This is a genomic window from Corynebacterium breve (assembly GCF_030252165.1).
GTDB lineage: Bacteria > Actinomycetota > Actinomycetes > Mycobacteriales > Mycobacteriaceae > Corynebacterium > Corynebacterium breve.
The window spans coordinates 2,064,938-2,078,818 of the sequence record NZ_CP126969.1 but is presented as its reverse complement, the minus strand read 5'-3'; the positions used below and the strand labels follow the sequence as shown (position 1 = coordinate 2,078,818).

Sequence of the window (13,881 nt, the reverse complement as noted above, 5' to 3'; positions counted from 1 at the left end):
CCGCTGCTTTTTCAGCAGCGGCGTAGAGTCGATCTCTTTCCTGCTATTCGGCCTGCGGCTGCATCGCAGTGTTAGCCGGCGACCGGGAGATGACCAAGGCACCGATGACCAACCCGGCGACGGCGAGCACCGCAGCGATCACGAAGGGATCGCCGGCGTGCAGGGCCGGGGCGAACCCGAGGCCCACGTACACGGCCACGCCACTGGCTCCTCCGAGCTGGTCCGCCGCTCGCTGGACGCCCGATGCGATCCCGGCATCCTCGTCGGTGGTCCCGCTGACCGCGATGTACTGCAGACCCACGAGTCCGAATCCCATTCCTGCCGCGATCAGCAGCATCGCAGGGAGCAGCCACGCTGCCCCACCGCCCAGGACCGCCACAAGCGCGACCACCGCCATCGCGCCCGCAGCAGCCGTGAGCCCGACCAGAACGCAGGCGCGTGCGCCCCAGCGCCCCAGCAGCCGTGGAACAAGCACCGAGGCCGCGATCAGCGCTACGGCCAGGGGCAGCATCGTGAGACCTGCCCCCAGCGGACCGATCTCCAGCCTCTCCTGCAGGTAGAAGGTGAACAGCAGGAAGGAAGTCGACAACGCGCCGCTGAGCAGCATCGTCGTCAGGTTCGCTCGCAGCCGCGCGCGGTCCGCGAAGAAGGCCAGCGGAACCAGCGGGTTCTGCGACTTCGACTCGACCCACACGAACCCGACGGCGGCTAGCACCGAGCCGACCAGCGCGGCCACGCTCACCCACGGATTTGTCCCAGGCTCGCCGGCCTCGACCGCGGCGTAGACGAACAGCAGCGGGCAGGCCGTCAGCAGGAGTGATCCCGGAAGGTCCAGACGGACCCGTTCACGAGACCGAGACCGGTCTGCCGGGACCAGTACGAGCGCGGCCACGATCACGACCAGGATGAACGGAACCGAGATTAGGAAGATCCACCGCCAGCCCAGATGAGCGGTGATGATCCCCGAAAGGGCGAACCCGAGCACCAGTCCGCAGCTGGCCACTGCGGCCCACACGCTCAAGGCGCGCGACCGGCGCGGCCCCTCGGGGAAGAGCAGCACGATGGTCGCCATCGCCGCGGGCAGCGCGATGGCCTCGCCTGCTCCCTGGAGCAGGCGCGCGGCAACCAGGACCGGGAACGAGGGTGCCAGGCCCGCCAGCAGTGATGCCGCGCCGAAGAGGGTCGTGCCGACCAGTAGTGTGCGGCGGCGGCCCAGAAGGTCACCGAGTCGTCCGCCGAGCATCAGCAGCCCGCCACCGGTGATGGTGTAACCGACCACGACCCACGTCAGGGAGTGACCCTCGACGCCGAAGTCCGCGCCGATTGAGGGCAGCGCAATGTTGACCACGGTCACGTCGACCGCGATGAAGAACTGCAGCATGGACATCGCGCATAGCACGAGCCATACGCGCACAGGAACGGGACTGAGCCCGCGGGTAGAAGAGGAAATGCCTGAAAGCATCGATTGCTCCTTCGCTCTGAAGAGTTTCGAGCAGCACAAAGGGCCGCTCCGGATGGTTCACGAGGCGACTGGACGTTCCAGGAGGTAAGTGGTGTGAGGAGGACGTCCCGCCGCTAGCGGGAGGTCCTGGTCACTGCCGCGCAGGCGGCAGAGCACGAAGATGCTGACATGTTGACGATTGTACTGCCCGGGGCCCGTGACTGCGAATCTGAGTGGGCCGGGTCCAGGCCACCCCTGTGGTTGCCGACTCCAAGTACCAAGCGAGCGAGGCGGCACACGCGCCAAGATGGTGCCGCGCTCACGCGTGACCCATGGCTCAATACTTGTCATGGAGAGTCACCAGTGTCGCAACCTATACATGCGCTAGCGCATATCAATGACGCCTGTGCCCACTTCGATGTGCTTTGTAGCGCCAACGATGGCTCCCAGTAGCGGCATCGGCGACGCACCCTGTGGTGCAAAGTGGTGCACGCGGAACGACGCATTATTCACGCCGATCTCGTCAGCTGCCTTCGCTATCTCTAGATGGTTTTTAAGGACCTTGCCGCCGAAGCTTCTCCTTGGCCACCAAATGCATAATGCCCAAAACTTAAGAATCCAAAAGCCTTCATCTTCTTCTCCTTCGTGTTAGTGATATATCAACAAGGGTAGTCAAGATTACGGTTTGATGCCGCGGTGCTCATGCAGGGCGCCAGGTTGTTACCCGGGCCAGAGTGTGTCACTCTGGCCAAATGGGCGATGATTCAGCGGTGACGATCCGAGCCGCAAAAGGCGCGACCGAATATCCCGAACTCGTCGCAATTTGGCGAAGCGCCGTCCGCGCAACCCATGATTTTCTTACTGAAGAGGACTTCAAACGCATCGAAGGGAATCTCGCAGCTATGTATTTTCCCGCAGTATCGCTCATTGTTGCGGAGTTGAACGGGAAGCCGGTCGGATTCGCAGGAATCGCAGAGGGCAATCTTGAAATGCTCTTTATCGAAAACGTGGCGCGCGGTAGGGGAATTGGCACACGACTTCTGCATGAGGCGATTTCAAACCACGGCGTTACCACGGTGGACGTGAACGAGCAAAACGGCGGAGCCTGCGCCTTTTATCGCAGTCGCGGATTTGTGCAAGTCGGGCGCGATGAACTTGATGGCGACGGGTGCCCTTACCCGACGCTTCATTTGAAGCTCAGTTCACTATTGGCCGGATAGGGGAACGATTTGACTGCTTGACCGTACGGAATTGGTCAAGATCCCCCGTATCGGTGTGATTTGCCGATTTGAATCAAAGGTCTAGAAGTGGTTGCAAGGTGCCCAAACGACGGTTAATGAAAGATATATTCAATATTAGGGAATTGTGCTGGCGATCACATTGTTCCTTTTGTTAGTTTTGGGACACCAACAATTTGATACTTGAAAGGTAACTCAAATGACCAACTCTTTGCCCGAAAATTTCACCGCAGCAGTTGTTGATGAATTTGGTCCCGTTGTAAATGTTAGGGAATATAAACTCCCAGAGCTGGGAATGAATGAAGCACTTGTAAAGCTTCACGCGTCGGGAATCTGTCACACGGATCTTCACGCGGCCGAAGGCGATTGGCCGGTTAAACCAGAGCCACCGTTTGTGCCGGGGCACGAAGGTGTTGGCGAGGTGGTTGCTCTTGGTCCTGGAACGCATCCAGTTGAAGTGGGGGACATTGTTGGGAATGCATGGCTCTGGTCTGCGTGTGGAGAGTGTGACCTGTGCCTATCTGGACAAGAAACTCTATGCCCTTCGGCGCAATACGGTGGGTATACAAAAGATGGCTCGTTTGGTGAGTACATGCTGGTGGATACTCGTTTTGCGGCTCGCATTCCCGAGGGGCTGACCCTGTAGAAGTTGCCCCGATCCTTTGCGCAGGGGTTACAGTTTACAAAGGTTTGAAGCGTACCGAAGCGCGTCCGGGGCAGTTTGTTGTAATCTCCGGTATCGGTGGGCTGGGGCATATTGCCGTTCAGTATGCGGTTGCCATGGGATTGCGAGTAATTGCTGTAGATATTGCAGAGGATAAGCTCGAGCTGGCTAAGAAGCACGGTGCAGAGCATGTCATCAATGCAAAGGACAGTGACCCTGCCGATGCTGTGCAGGAGTTTACAGATGGCGGCGCCCATGGAGTTCTGGTTACAGCGGTTCATCCAAAGGCATTTGGACAAGCGATTGGGATGGCTCGCCGAGCTGGCACCATCGTGTTCTTAGGGTTGCCGCCTGGTGATTTCCCGGCTCCGATTTTTGATATTGTCCTCAAGGGTCTAACTATTCGAGGATCTCTCGTAGGAACCCGCCTCGATATGCAAGAAGCGCTTGATTTCTATGCGCGTGGACAGATCAAACCAACGGTCGGAACGTGTGCGCTTGAGGATGTTAACCAGGTGTTCGACGACATGCGTGCGGGTGCAATCGACGGCCGGATGTCGATTCGCTACTGACTAAGCAGTCGTGCCGCAGCCCTGCCTGCCAATCGGCCGGCTCGGTTGGCACCTACGGTAGACGCGGTCGATCCGTAGCCGGCAAGCAGCACACGTGGGTTTCTGGCAGGTGTCACCTCGTCGGCCATGGTGATGCCGCCACCTGGCTCGCGAAGTTGCAGCGGTGCCAGATGGGGAAGGTGCGCCCGAAATCCCGTGTTCCAAAAAATGACGTCTACATCGATCTCATGTCCAGCAGGGAAAGGCGACCAAGACTCAGGCACAACAAGATTGCTTGTCGACGAATCACTGGCCCCGAAACGCACGCCAGTCGAGTTGATCTCGTTGAACATGCCCCGCGAAACTAGCGCTCCTGATTCAACGCCGGCCAGGTAATCGTCGATAAGCGGAATGCCTGTATTGGCTACCACCGAAGCCGGGAGCTTCCCTGCGAATGTGTTCTCGCGGACGCGTTTTTCCACGTTGAGGCCCCAATCGCTGTCGCCGAAACCGTCGACGAACTGTGGCGGGCGCCGCGTGGCCCAGATCGTTTCGGTGACGCTTTCGAGCTCAAGGAGGAATTGCACCGCGGACAGGCCACCGCCGACAACCAGGGTCCTCTTGCCTGCGAAGTCTTCCTTTCGGCGGTAGTGCTTCGTGTGAAGCTGCTGCCCTGCGAACTTGTTGATCCCGGGGATATACGGAATATAGGGGCTGTCCCACGTACCTGTCGCGTTGATGACGACCTCGGCGGTGAATTGTTCTCCCGATTCGAGCGTGACTGTAAGAGGCCCGGTAAAAGGCCCGGTGCCCGTGACTTGGGCTACGCGCGCCGGGCGGTGGACGGGGAGGTCGAAGTTTTGTTCATAGGCTCCGTAGTACTTGGCGACGACCTCACTCGCGGGGACCGTCGGGTCGGGGCGGTCGAGAGGCAGTCCGGGAAGGTCGGCGATACCGTGCGATTTTCCTAATGTTAGAGAGTCCCAGCGATGTCTCCAGGCTCCGCCGGGACCGTCGTTGGCATCCAGGATTAGGAAATTGGTAATTCCTCGGCGCTGCACTTCGTGGGCTGCCGCAAGTCCCGCTTGGCCTGCGCCGATGATGATGACTGGATACTCTGTTGGTGACATGTCACCTATTGTACCTTGCGGGAAAGTACCGCAGACTCCGTGTTTTCTGTTTAAATAGCTGCAATACACATCACATTTTCCTGTATTTATGATTCGAAAGGCTGCACATGGAGTACACGCCATATGATCTTTTGATTGACTTCGGCTGGATTTCGTTGCTGTTGATCGTTGGAAACGTCCTACGAAACCGCATCCACCTCCTGCAACAGCTGCTGCTTCCCGCCCCGATTACTGCGGGCCTCATTGGACTTGTTCTTGGCCCCGAGGTGCTGGGCTGGATCAACTTCTCCGACCAAATCGGCACCTACACCACACTTCTGATCGCGGTTGTTTTCGCGTCGATGGCGTACTCGATGGATCTGGGCGGCTCGGTGGCTAAGGGGGCCCGCAACATGTGGGCCTTCTCTACCACCATGTTCATGTTCCAATGGGGCCTTTTCATCCTGATCGGCATCTTCTTGTTCAAGCCGCTGTTTGGCACCGAAGACTGGTTTGGCATGATGCTCCCAGTTGGCTTCGTCGGTGGTTTCGGTACTGCTGCGGCGGTGGGCTCGTCTCTAGAGGGAGTCGGTGCCGAGGCGGCATCCTCCCTCGGCTTCACTTCCGCTACCGTAGGCACCCTTGTCGCCATTATCGGCGGCGTTATCGTAGCTAACTGGGGTATTCGCACCGGACGCGCTTCGCAGCTGGCAGGAGAATTGCCCGAGGAGCTGCGCAAAGGATATATCGAGAAGGAAGACGATCGTCCTTCCATTGGTAAGGCCACCACGAACCCATCCGCGATCGAACCGTTGGCCCTGCACGGTGGGTTCATCGTATTCAGTGTCCTAATTGCGTATCTGGTGAACCAGTTTATTGGGAACCAATTTGAAAATGTCTCGATCCCGCTGTTCGCCATGTCCTTTGTCATCGGTTTGCTCGGGCGCCTGGTGCTAAATCTGTTCAAGCGCCCGAATTACTTGGACCGAGAAACCGTCACGACGATTTCGGGTGCAGCAACCGACTACTTGATTGCCTTCGGCATTGCATCCATCGTCCCGGCAGCCGTGGCGCAGTACTGGCTCGAACTGCTGATCCTGTTCGCACTGGGTACCGTCTTCTGTCTCTTCTACCTCTTTGTTATGGCGCCAATGTTCTTTGGCAAGAAGTGGCTCGAGCGCGGCATCTTCGGTTGGGGCTGGGCAACCGCGGCCGTGGCCACAGGTATTGCGCTGCTGAAAATGGTTGACCCGAAGCTGCGTTCCGGCACACTCAATGAGTACGGCGTGGCATATGTCGGTTTCGCACCGTTCGAGATTGGAATGACGATCATGGCGCCAATTGCTGTCATCGCAGGTTTCACGGGTGGGTTCGGTTGGATTTCGTTTGCCATTGCGGCAGTGATTACCATCGCTGCCTTCGCGCTGAAGTGGGTTCCGGTCAAGGGTGAGACCGCAGGGCGAGCCGGCTCCGTTGGTGGAGCGCGATAGATAAATGTGGCCAGTCGCTTTGACGCAAGGCCACTTATCGCCGAAGATCTAGTTTGGCGTATCAGTACCTATATAAGGTGCTGAAGCACCGTTGCACATCGTGTAACGGTGCGCTTTCTTTTCACAATGCGTTTTCATATTGCGCTGAGTAGCATTTCCTTTTTCGCCTTCGCGCGCCGAACTAGAACTACCCAAGGAGCCGTGGGGCATGTCTTCGCCTGAACACTCTGACCAGAATTCCACTGCGCACGCTCAAATGAGCGGCGAGACCATTGCCTTAATCGCGGTGCTCGTGATGACGACTTTCGTCATGATGCTCAACGAAACGGCTCTTGCCGTCGCACTTCCCAACATCATGCACGAGTTCAACGTGGCCGCCGCCACCGCGCAGTGGTTGCTTACAGGCGTGATGCTGACCATGGCGATCATGATGCCTTTAACCGGGTGGATTTTGGACCGTTTCTCCACGCGTAGAGTGTATTTCTTCGCGGTGGTAGCTTTCTTGCTGGGTTCTGCAGTAGCTGCGCTGTCTCCGACTTTCGGAATCATGCTGCTGGGCCGTGTGCTTCAAGCAATGGGCACAGCGGTGGTGATCCCCCTGCAGATGACGGTGGTCATGACAGTGGTTCCGCCGAAACGGCGAGGCACCGTCATGGGCGTGATCGCCATTGTTATGGCGGTGGGGCCAGCACTCGGCCCGACGTTTGCTGGTGCGGTTATGGCGGTGACATCATGGCACATCGTTTTCTGGGTGATGGCAGTCCTAGTCATCATTCCCGGTCTCGTCGGCGTGTGGAAACTGCGCAACGTCGGTGAGCTGAAACAATCCCCGCTCGACGTGCTTTCCGTTGTTCTCTCGGTATTCGCGTTCGGCGGAATAGTCTATGGGCTTGGATCTGTGGGCATCATGCTAGAAGGTGGCCCCGAGGCAACGGTTGCTATCGCCATGAGCGTTCTCGGTGTCGTCGGGTTGGTTCTGTTTATCTGGCGCCAGCTTGCACTTGGTTCAAAGGGGACCGCCTTACTCAACTTGCAACCGCTGAAGATCCGCAACTTTGTCATTGCGCTGGTTGTGATCGTTTTGTACCAAGGCTCAATGCTGGGCATGTACAACACGTTGCCATTGTTTCTCCAAGGTGCTTTGCTGACGACGGCTCTGGTCGCGGGCCTAGCCAGCCTTCCGGGCGGCATCGTCGAGACGATTTTCTCGCCGCTCGCGGGGGCGTTGTATGACCGGATCGGGCCCCGTCCTTTGGTTATTCCCGGAACGGTGATCTGTTCTGCCTCGATGTGGTGGATGGCGACGGTGGATCACACGACATCCGTTACGACCGTCGCCGTGATGTACGCCGTATTTTCAGTGGGGCTGGCAATGACGTTGACCCCATTGATGACTACCGCGATGAGTTCTCTTTCAGGAGATGTTTATAGCCATGGTTCGGCGATCTTGAATACGTTGTTGCAGTTAGCGGGTGCTGCGGGAACGGCATTGATGATTGCCAATTATGAACTCGTCAGCGTCGCCGGAGGGGGCAGTGTTGAGGCCCAGGGTCGAGGTGGTGCCACCACATTCATGCTCTGTGCGGTCGTCTTGACGGTAGCTACCGTGGTAACTCTTTTCCTTCAACGCCCAGAGGAAGCGCGAGAAACGAATATCGTGGAAGTGACAGACCCGCGGTAGGAGTGGTAGCCCGCCAGCAAGGTTGAGTGCCTTCGGCTAAACTTTTTTGTACTTGAGTGGAACAGACTCAACTCCTTAAGCGTTATGGATAGTGACAAAGAAAAACTAGCGAAAGGAACACTCACATGAGCTCGTTCAACCCAACTACAAAGACGCAGGAGGCGCTGCAGCAAGCACTGCAGAAAGCCAGCGCAAACGGCAACCCTGATATTCGACCCGCCCACCTGCTGAACGCGATCCTGACCCAAGAGGAAGGCATCGCAGCACCGGTGCTACGTGCCACCGGCGTCGACCCAGACACTGTGGCCAAGGAGGCCCTGGAGCTCGTCGATAGTTATCCGAAGGCAGACGGTCAGAACATGGCCAACCCGAACTTCAACCGGGACGGCCTGAACGTCTTGAACTCGGCCCAAGAGCTTGCAGGAGAGCTTGGCGACGAATTCGTGTCCACCGAAGTTCTCTTGGCGGCTATCGCTCGTGGCAAGGACGATGCGGCGGAGTTGCTGCAGAAGCGCGGCGCGACCTACGACGCTATTAAGCAGGCCTTCCCGTCTGTGCGTGGACATCAGAAGGTAACCACTCAGGACCCTGAGGGCCAGTTCCAGGCGCTGGAGAAGTACTCCACCGACCTCACTGCGAAGGCACGCGAGGGCAAGATCGATCCGGTCATCGGCCGTGATCAAGAGATCCGCCGCGTGGTCCAGGTGCTGAGCCGTCGGACGAAGAACAACCCAGTGCTCATCGGTGAGCCTGGCGTGGGTAAGACCGCCATCGTCGAAGGTCTTGCGCGGCGAATCGTCGCAGGTGACGTTCCGGAGTCGCTTAAGGGCAAGACGCTGATTTCGCTCGACCTTTCCGCGATGGTTGCAGGCGCGAAGTACCGCGGTGAGTTCGAAGAGCGCCTTAAGGCTGTTCTCGACGAGATTAAGAGTTCCGATGGTCAGATCATCACCTTTATCGATGAGCTGCACACCATCGTTGGCGCTGGTGCATCCGGCGAGGGCGCGATGGATGCAGGCAATATGATTAAGCCGATGCTGGCTCGTGGTGAGCTCCGCTTGGTCGGTGCAACCACGCTTGACGAATATCGCCAGTACATCGAAAAGGATGCCGCACTGGAGCGTCGCTTCCAGCAGGTCTACGTTGGTGAGCCAAGCGTGGAGGACACGATCGGTATCCTCCGCGGCCTAAAGGAACGCTACGAGGTCCACCACGGCATCCGTATCCAGGACTCCGCCCTGGTGGCAGCGGCAGAACTGTCGAATCGCTACATCTCCAACCGCTTCCTGCCAGACAAGGCGATCGACTTGGTCGACGAAGCGGGCTCGCGGCTGCGCATGGAAATCGACTCGTCGCCACAAGAAATCGACGAACTTGAGCGCGTTGTCCGACGCCTCGAAATCGAAGAGATCGCACTGGCGAAAGAATCAGATATTGCTTCCAAGAACCGTCTAGATAAGCTGCGCCAAGAGCTTGCCGACGAACGCGAGAAGCTCGGCGAGCTCAAAGCCCGGTGGGCGAACGAGAAGGGCGAGATCGACAAGGTTCAGGCTGCAAAGGAAGAGCTGGAGCAGCTGCGCAACGAGTCCGAAATCGCCGAGCGCGAAGGCGACTACGCGCGAGTGTCTGAGCTGCGTTATGGGCGCATCCCGGAACTGGAAGAGCAGGTTGCCCAGGCGGAGACGGAGTCGTCGTCACGCGGGAATACCATGCTTGCCGAGGAAGTCACCCCTGATGTGATCGCCGACGTGGTCAGTGCGTGGACTGGTATCCCTGCGGGCAAGATGATGCAGGGTGAAACCGAAAAGCTGCTGAACATGGAAGGTGAATTGGGCAAGCGCGTTGTCGGACAGACCGAGGCAGTCACTGCTGTTTCGGATGCCGTGCGACGCTCCCGCGCGGGCATTGCCGATCCGAACCGACCAATTGGTTCGTTCCTATTCCTTGGACCTACCGGTGTGGGTAAGACTGAGCTTGCGAAGTCCCTCGCAGAGTTTCTCTTCGACGACGAGCAGGCAATGGTCCGTATCGATATGTCTGAGTATGGCGAGAAGCACTCCGTCTCGCGCCTAGTCGGTGCCCCTCCGGGATACGTTGGTTACGATGCAGGTGGTCAGCTGACTGAGGCGGTTCGTCGTCGCCCTTATACGCTTGTGCTTTTCGACGAGGTGGAAAAGGCGCACCCTGACGTGTTCGACGTGCTCCTGCAGGTGCTCGATGAGGGGCGCCTGACCGACGGGCAGGGCCGCACCGTTGATTTCCGTAACACGGTGATCATCCTGACGTCCAACCTGGGTGCGGGTGGTACTCGCGACGAGATCATGGAGGCTGTGAAGCGTGCGTTCAAGCCGGAGTTTATTAACCGTTTGGACGACGTGGTTGTCTTCGACCCACTGTCTGCTGAACAGTTGGTAGGAATCGTCGATATTCAGCTGGGAGCTCTTGCGGAACGCCTGGCGGAGCGTCGCCTCGAGCTCGATGTCTCGGATGCTGCCAAGGCGTGGCTTGCGGATCGTGGCTACGACCCTGCGTATGGCGCACGACCATTGCGTCGCCTCATCCAGCAGTCGATTGGCGACCGCTTGGCCAAAGCGCTGCTTGCTGGTGACATCCGCGACGGCGACATCGTTCACGTCGATGTTGCGGACGGGGAGAAGCCCTGACTGTCGCCTCACAGTAACGGCTAATCTTTCGCGATTTTCTTCCTGCAGCAAGTAGGCGGGTCAGACGAAAACATCGTCTGACCCGCCCTTTTTGTCTTTGCTGATTTTAAGAGTGGAAAGTGCCGCTAAGCATCTACTTAACGTGGGAACTTATCCGATTTTGCGTATTTCCTGTGAAAGTAAATCGGGAAATGGGCAGGTCATGGTGCATGGGGGTAAAGAGGTGGGGAGCGATGCTTAACTATTTAAAGCGGATTCTCAGGACTGTGTTAATATCGCTGTAAACCTTTCCTGAGAATGAACTTGAATGAGTCTCATTCCCGCTGGAGCGAGGTTTGTTTCCGTACAAGCATGCTGCCGTATTTCGGCGCGTAACTGAGACGACGAACGGCATGTGCCGTTCTTGATGGAGAGAAATGATTACGAAAATGAGAAGAATAATGGCCATGATCATGGCTGTTATCCTTGCCACGGTTGCAATGCCGTCGGCAGCACATGCAGTTCAGGTTGAAGGAACCTATATCGGCGTCGACGACGCCGGAGCTTGGGGCAAGCACCCTTGGTCCACACAGGGCGGCAACTTCCAGATTCCGCTGACCGTGCACAATGAGCGGGGCGCGAGCGCAGACGCCCAGGTGGCGTATTGCTTTAACGCATCAAAGTACTACCCAAGTAAAAGCTCAGTTGAAAGTGGTTTGCGCTACACCAAGCACTATGGCGAGTCGCTAACCGGTTACGCTGATACTCCAGCTGGTGGCGACATTGATCAAGCCATCCTTGATGTAATTTACAATGGCTACCCGAAGAATGCTTCTGGACTGCAGGGCAAGCTGGGCCTGACTGACGAAGAATTCCGCTACGCAACTCAGGCTGCAGTTTGGTACTACACCGACAGTAAGGGCAGCTACTCCTTCTTGAGCCAGCGTATGAACTCTAAGATTGTTGAAGCGTACGTTACCCTGACCCGCCAGTCGGGTGCACGTCATGAGCTGATCGGCGTTGACCTGTCGAACGCGACGCTGAACATTTACGAGCCTTCGAACTACTACAACGCGACCAATTTCCAGAATCTGATCACCGCTGAGTTCGTTAACCCTGACAGTGGCGAGACCATCACTGAAGTACCTACTACTCAGGTCACCACCACACTTCCAGCAATCACCGAAACTGAAGTGACCACCGCTCCAGCAGTGACTGAGACCGTCACCGAAACTCCAACTACCACGGTAACCGACACCGAAGTTATTGAAACTCGTGTAACTGAGACCACCACCTCGACTCTCCCTGCTGAGACCGAGACCGTAGTTACCACCGCTCCAGTCGTAACCGTGACCGAGACTTCCGAGGTCACCCCAGTTACCGAAACCACCATCATCGATGGCGGAACCGTGACCGAGTCCACCACCCTTCCAGAGGTTACCGAGACCACTGAGGTTGACGGCGGCACCACCGTAGTGACCACCACTCGTGAGCCAGTAGTGGAGACCACTGAGGTTGACGGCGGCACCACCGTGGTTACCACCACCCGTGAGCCAGTAGTGGAGACCACTGAGGTTGATGGCGGCACCACCGTAGTGACCACTACCCGTGAGCCTGTTATCGAGACCGAGTGGGAGAACCCAACCACCACGGTTACCGAGACTGCTGAAACCGTTACTGTCACCGAAACCCCAGGTATCGTGACCGAAACCGTGACCCCAGAGCCAGTTACCACCACCGTTACCACCGCTCCTGAGCAGGTAACCGAGGTTGTTCCAGCTCCTTGGATTGGCACCAATGCACACGACAAGGACGGCGGCAAGGACGACAAGGTCCTCGACGCTGATGGCGGCACTGTTGTTGACACTGTTATCTACGTAGGCCTGACTCCTGGCAAGGAGTACACCATGAAGGGCGAGCTCGTAGACAAGGATGCAGAGGGCGCAAGCACCGGCATCACCGCCGAGAAGACCTTCACCCCTGAGAAGGCTGAAGGCTCCGTCAAGCTTGAGTTCAAGGTTCCTGCAGAGCACGAGGGTAAGACCCTGGTTGTGTTTGAAGAACTGAGCCTGGACGGCGAAGTTGTTGCTGAGCACAAGAACCTGGACTCCGTGAACCAGACCATTGTTGTTGGCGAGAACACCCCGCTGATCAAGACCAACGCGAAGGACAAAGCAGACAACGACCGCTTCATGGATGCCGAAGGTGGCACTGTGGTTGACACCGTCGACTACGTTGGTCTCAAGTCCGGCGACAGCTACACCATGAAGGGTGAGCTGATGGACGTTCAGACCGGCGAAGGCACTGGCATCACAGCAGACAAGGAATTCACCGCAGACAAGTCCAAGGGCTCCGTTGATCTAGAGTTCACGGTTCCTGCGGGTTACGAGGGCAAGACCCTGGTTGTATTCGAGCGCCTCTACGATGCAAACGGCGAGCTCGTCGCTGAGCACGTTGATCGCGAGGACATCAAGCAGACCGTACTTGTTAAGAAGACTGGCACCTGCGAGGACAAGGGCGATGAGTCCGAGGATTGCGTTCCAGCTCCTACTTGCGACACTGACGGCTCCAGCGATGGTTCCTCCAACTGTGGCGTGATCGGTAGCTCCGTTTCACCATGGTGGCTGCTGGTTCCAGTTGCTCTGCTCGGCCTGATCGGCGTCGGTGGCCTGGGTTCATCTGACGGCGGATCCTCTGATGGTGGATCTTCCGATGGTGGTTCCTCCGACGGCAACGCTCCAGCTCCAGCACCAGCACCAGAAGCTGGTAACGGTGGGGAAGGCAACGGTGGCGTAGGAAACGGCACTGTTCCATCCGGCGACACCACGCCAGAAGAGAACGCACAGCCTGGCAACGGAGCCACGCCTGGTGAAAACACCAAGCCTGGCACCACTCAGTCTGATGCGATCGAAGGCGCAGGCGGCGGACTGGCTAACACCGGTGCAAACGTCTGGATGGTTGGCATCGCAGCAATGCTGATGATCGCAGCAGGTGGCGCGCTGATGATTCGTCGCCGCAAGGAAGCATAAGTAAGTAATCAGCCTGAGAGCTGAATGATGAGTGGG

The 13,881-nt window shown here is 57.6% G+C and carries 7 protein-coding genes and 2 pseudogenes; 6 read left to right on the top strand and 3 right to left on the bottom strand.

From position 1 onward, the window contains the following. Window positions 1-43: 43 nt before the first annotated feature. Both QP027_RS10075 and QP027_RS10070 read right to left on the bottom strand, forming a co-directional pair. Window positions 44-1,462: an MFS transporter gene (locus QP027_RS10075; protein WP_284824534.1), complete on the bottom strand. Its 1,419-nt coding sequence runs from the start codon at window positions 1,460-1,462 to the stop codon at window positions 44-46. 366 nt (window positions 1,463-1,828) lie between these two features. Beyond that, window positions 1,829-2,073, bottom strand: a pseudogene (locus QP027_RS10070) (LLM class flavin-dependent oxidoreductase); the annotation flags it as partial. Between the two features lie 120 nt (window positions 2,074-2,193). Between QP027_RS10070 and QP027_RS10065 the strand changes: the two are divergent. Further along, window positions 2,194-2,661 (top strand): GNAT family N-acetyltransferase, encoded by a 468-nt coding sequence (locus QP027_RS10065; protein WP_284824532.1) that lies wholly within the window; start codon window positions 2,194-2,196, stop codon window positions 2,659-2,661. 217 nt (window positions 2,662-2,878) lie between these two features. Then, a pseudogene (gene adhP / locus QP027_RS10060) lies at window positions 2,879-3,915 on the top strand (alcohol dehydrogenase AdhP). Here the strand turns inward: adhP and QP027_RS10055 are convergent. Beyond that, window positions 3,909-5,024 carry an NAD(P)-binding domain-containing protein gene (locus QP027_RS10055; RefSeq protein WP_284824530.1) on the bottom strand — a complete coding sequence of 372 codons (1,116 nt, stop codon included), beginning with the start codon at window positions 5,022-5,024 and terminating at the stop codon, window positions 3,909-3,911. The pseudogene adhP and the gene QP027_RS10055 sit on opposite strands and share 7 nt — an antisense overlap. Window positions 5,025-5,131: 107 nt before the next feature. Here QP027_RS10055 and QP027_RS10050 point away from each other — a divergent pair, with 107 nt between their 5' ends. The 4 genes from QP027_RS10050 (at window position 5,132) to QP027_RS10035 (ending at window position 13,845) form a co-directional block, all read left to right on the top strand. After that, window positions 5,132-6,493 carry a sodium/glutamate symporter gene (locus QP027_RS10050; RefSeq protein ID WP_284824528.1) on the top strand — a complete coding sequence of 454 codons (1,362 nt, stop codon included), beginning with the start codon at window positions 5,132-5,134 and terminating at the stop codon, window positions 6,491-6,493. A gap of 208 nt (window positions 6,494-6,701) precedes the next feature. Then, window positions 6,702-8,174 carry an MDR family MFS transporter gene (locus tag QP027_RS10045; protein WP_284824526.1) on the top strand — a complete coding sequence of 491 codons (1,473 nt, stop codon included), beginning with the start codon at window positions 6,702-6,704 and terminating at the stop codon, window positions 8,172-8,174. A 125-nt stretch (window positions 8,175-8,299) separates the two neighbouring features. After that, window positions 8,300-10,837: an ATP-dependent chaperone ClpB gene (gene clpB, locus QP027_RS10040; protein WP_284824524.1), complete on the top strand. Its 2,538-nt coding sequence runs from the start codon at window positions 8,300-8,302 to the stop codon at window positions 10,835-10,837. A gap of 446 nt (window positions 10,838-11,283) precedes the next feature. Then, complete coding sequence (locus tag QP027_RS10035) at window positions 11,284-13,845, top strand: VaFE repeat-containing surface-anchored protein (RefSeq protein ID WP_284824522.1); 2,562 nt, start codon at window positions 11,284-11,286, stop codon at window positions 13,843-13,845. Window positions 13,846-13,881 lie beyond the last annotated feature (36 nt).

Bases quoted from the DNA above. Each gene is read 5' to 3' on its own strand.
- QP027_RS10075 (WP_284824534.1), bottom strand. From the start codon at position 1,462: ATGCTTTCAGGCATTTCCTCTTCTACCCGCGGGCTCAGTCCCGTTCCT.
- QP027_RS10065 (WP_284824532.1), top strand. From the start codon at position 2,194: ATGGGCGATGATTCAGCGGTGACGATCCGAGCCGCAAAAGGCGCGACC.
- QP027_RS10055 (WP_284824530.1), bottom strand. From the start codon at position 5,024: ATGTCACCAACAGAGTATCCAGTCATCATCATCGGCGCAGGCCAAGCG.
- QP027_RS10050 (WP_284824528.1), top strand. From the start codon at position 5,132: ATGGAGTACACGCCATATGATCTTTTGATTGACTTCGGCTGGATTTCG.
- QP027_RS10045 (WP_284824526.1), top strand. From the start codon at position 6,702: ATGTCTTCGCCTGAACACTCTGACCAGAATTCCACTGCGCACGCTCAA.
- clpB (WP_284824524.1), top strand. From the start codon at position 8,300: ATGAGCTCGTTCAACCCAACTACAAAGACGCAGGAGGCGCTGCAGCAA.
- QP027_RS10035 (WP_284824522.1), top strand. From the start codon at position 11,284: ATGATCATGGCTGTTATCCTTGCCACGGTTGCAATGCCGTCGGCAGCA.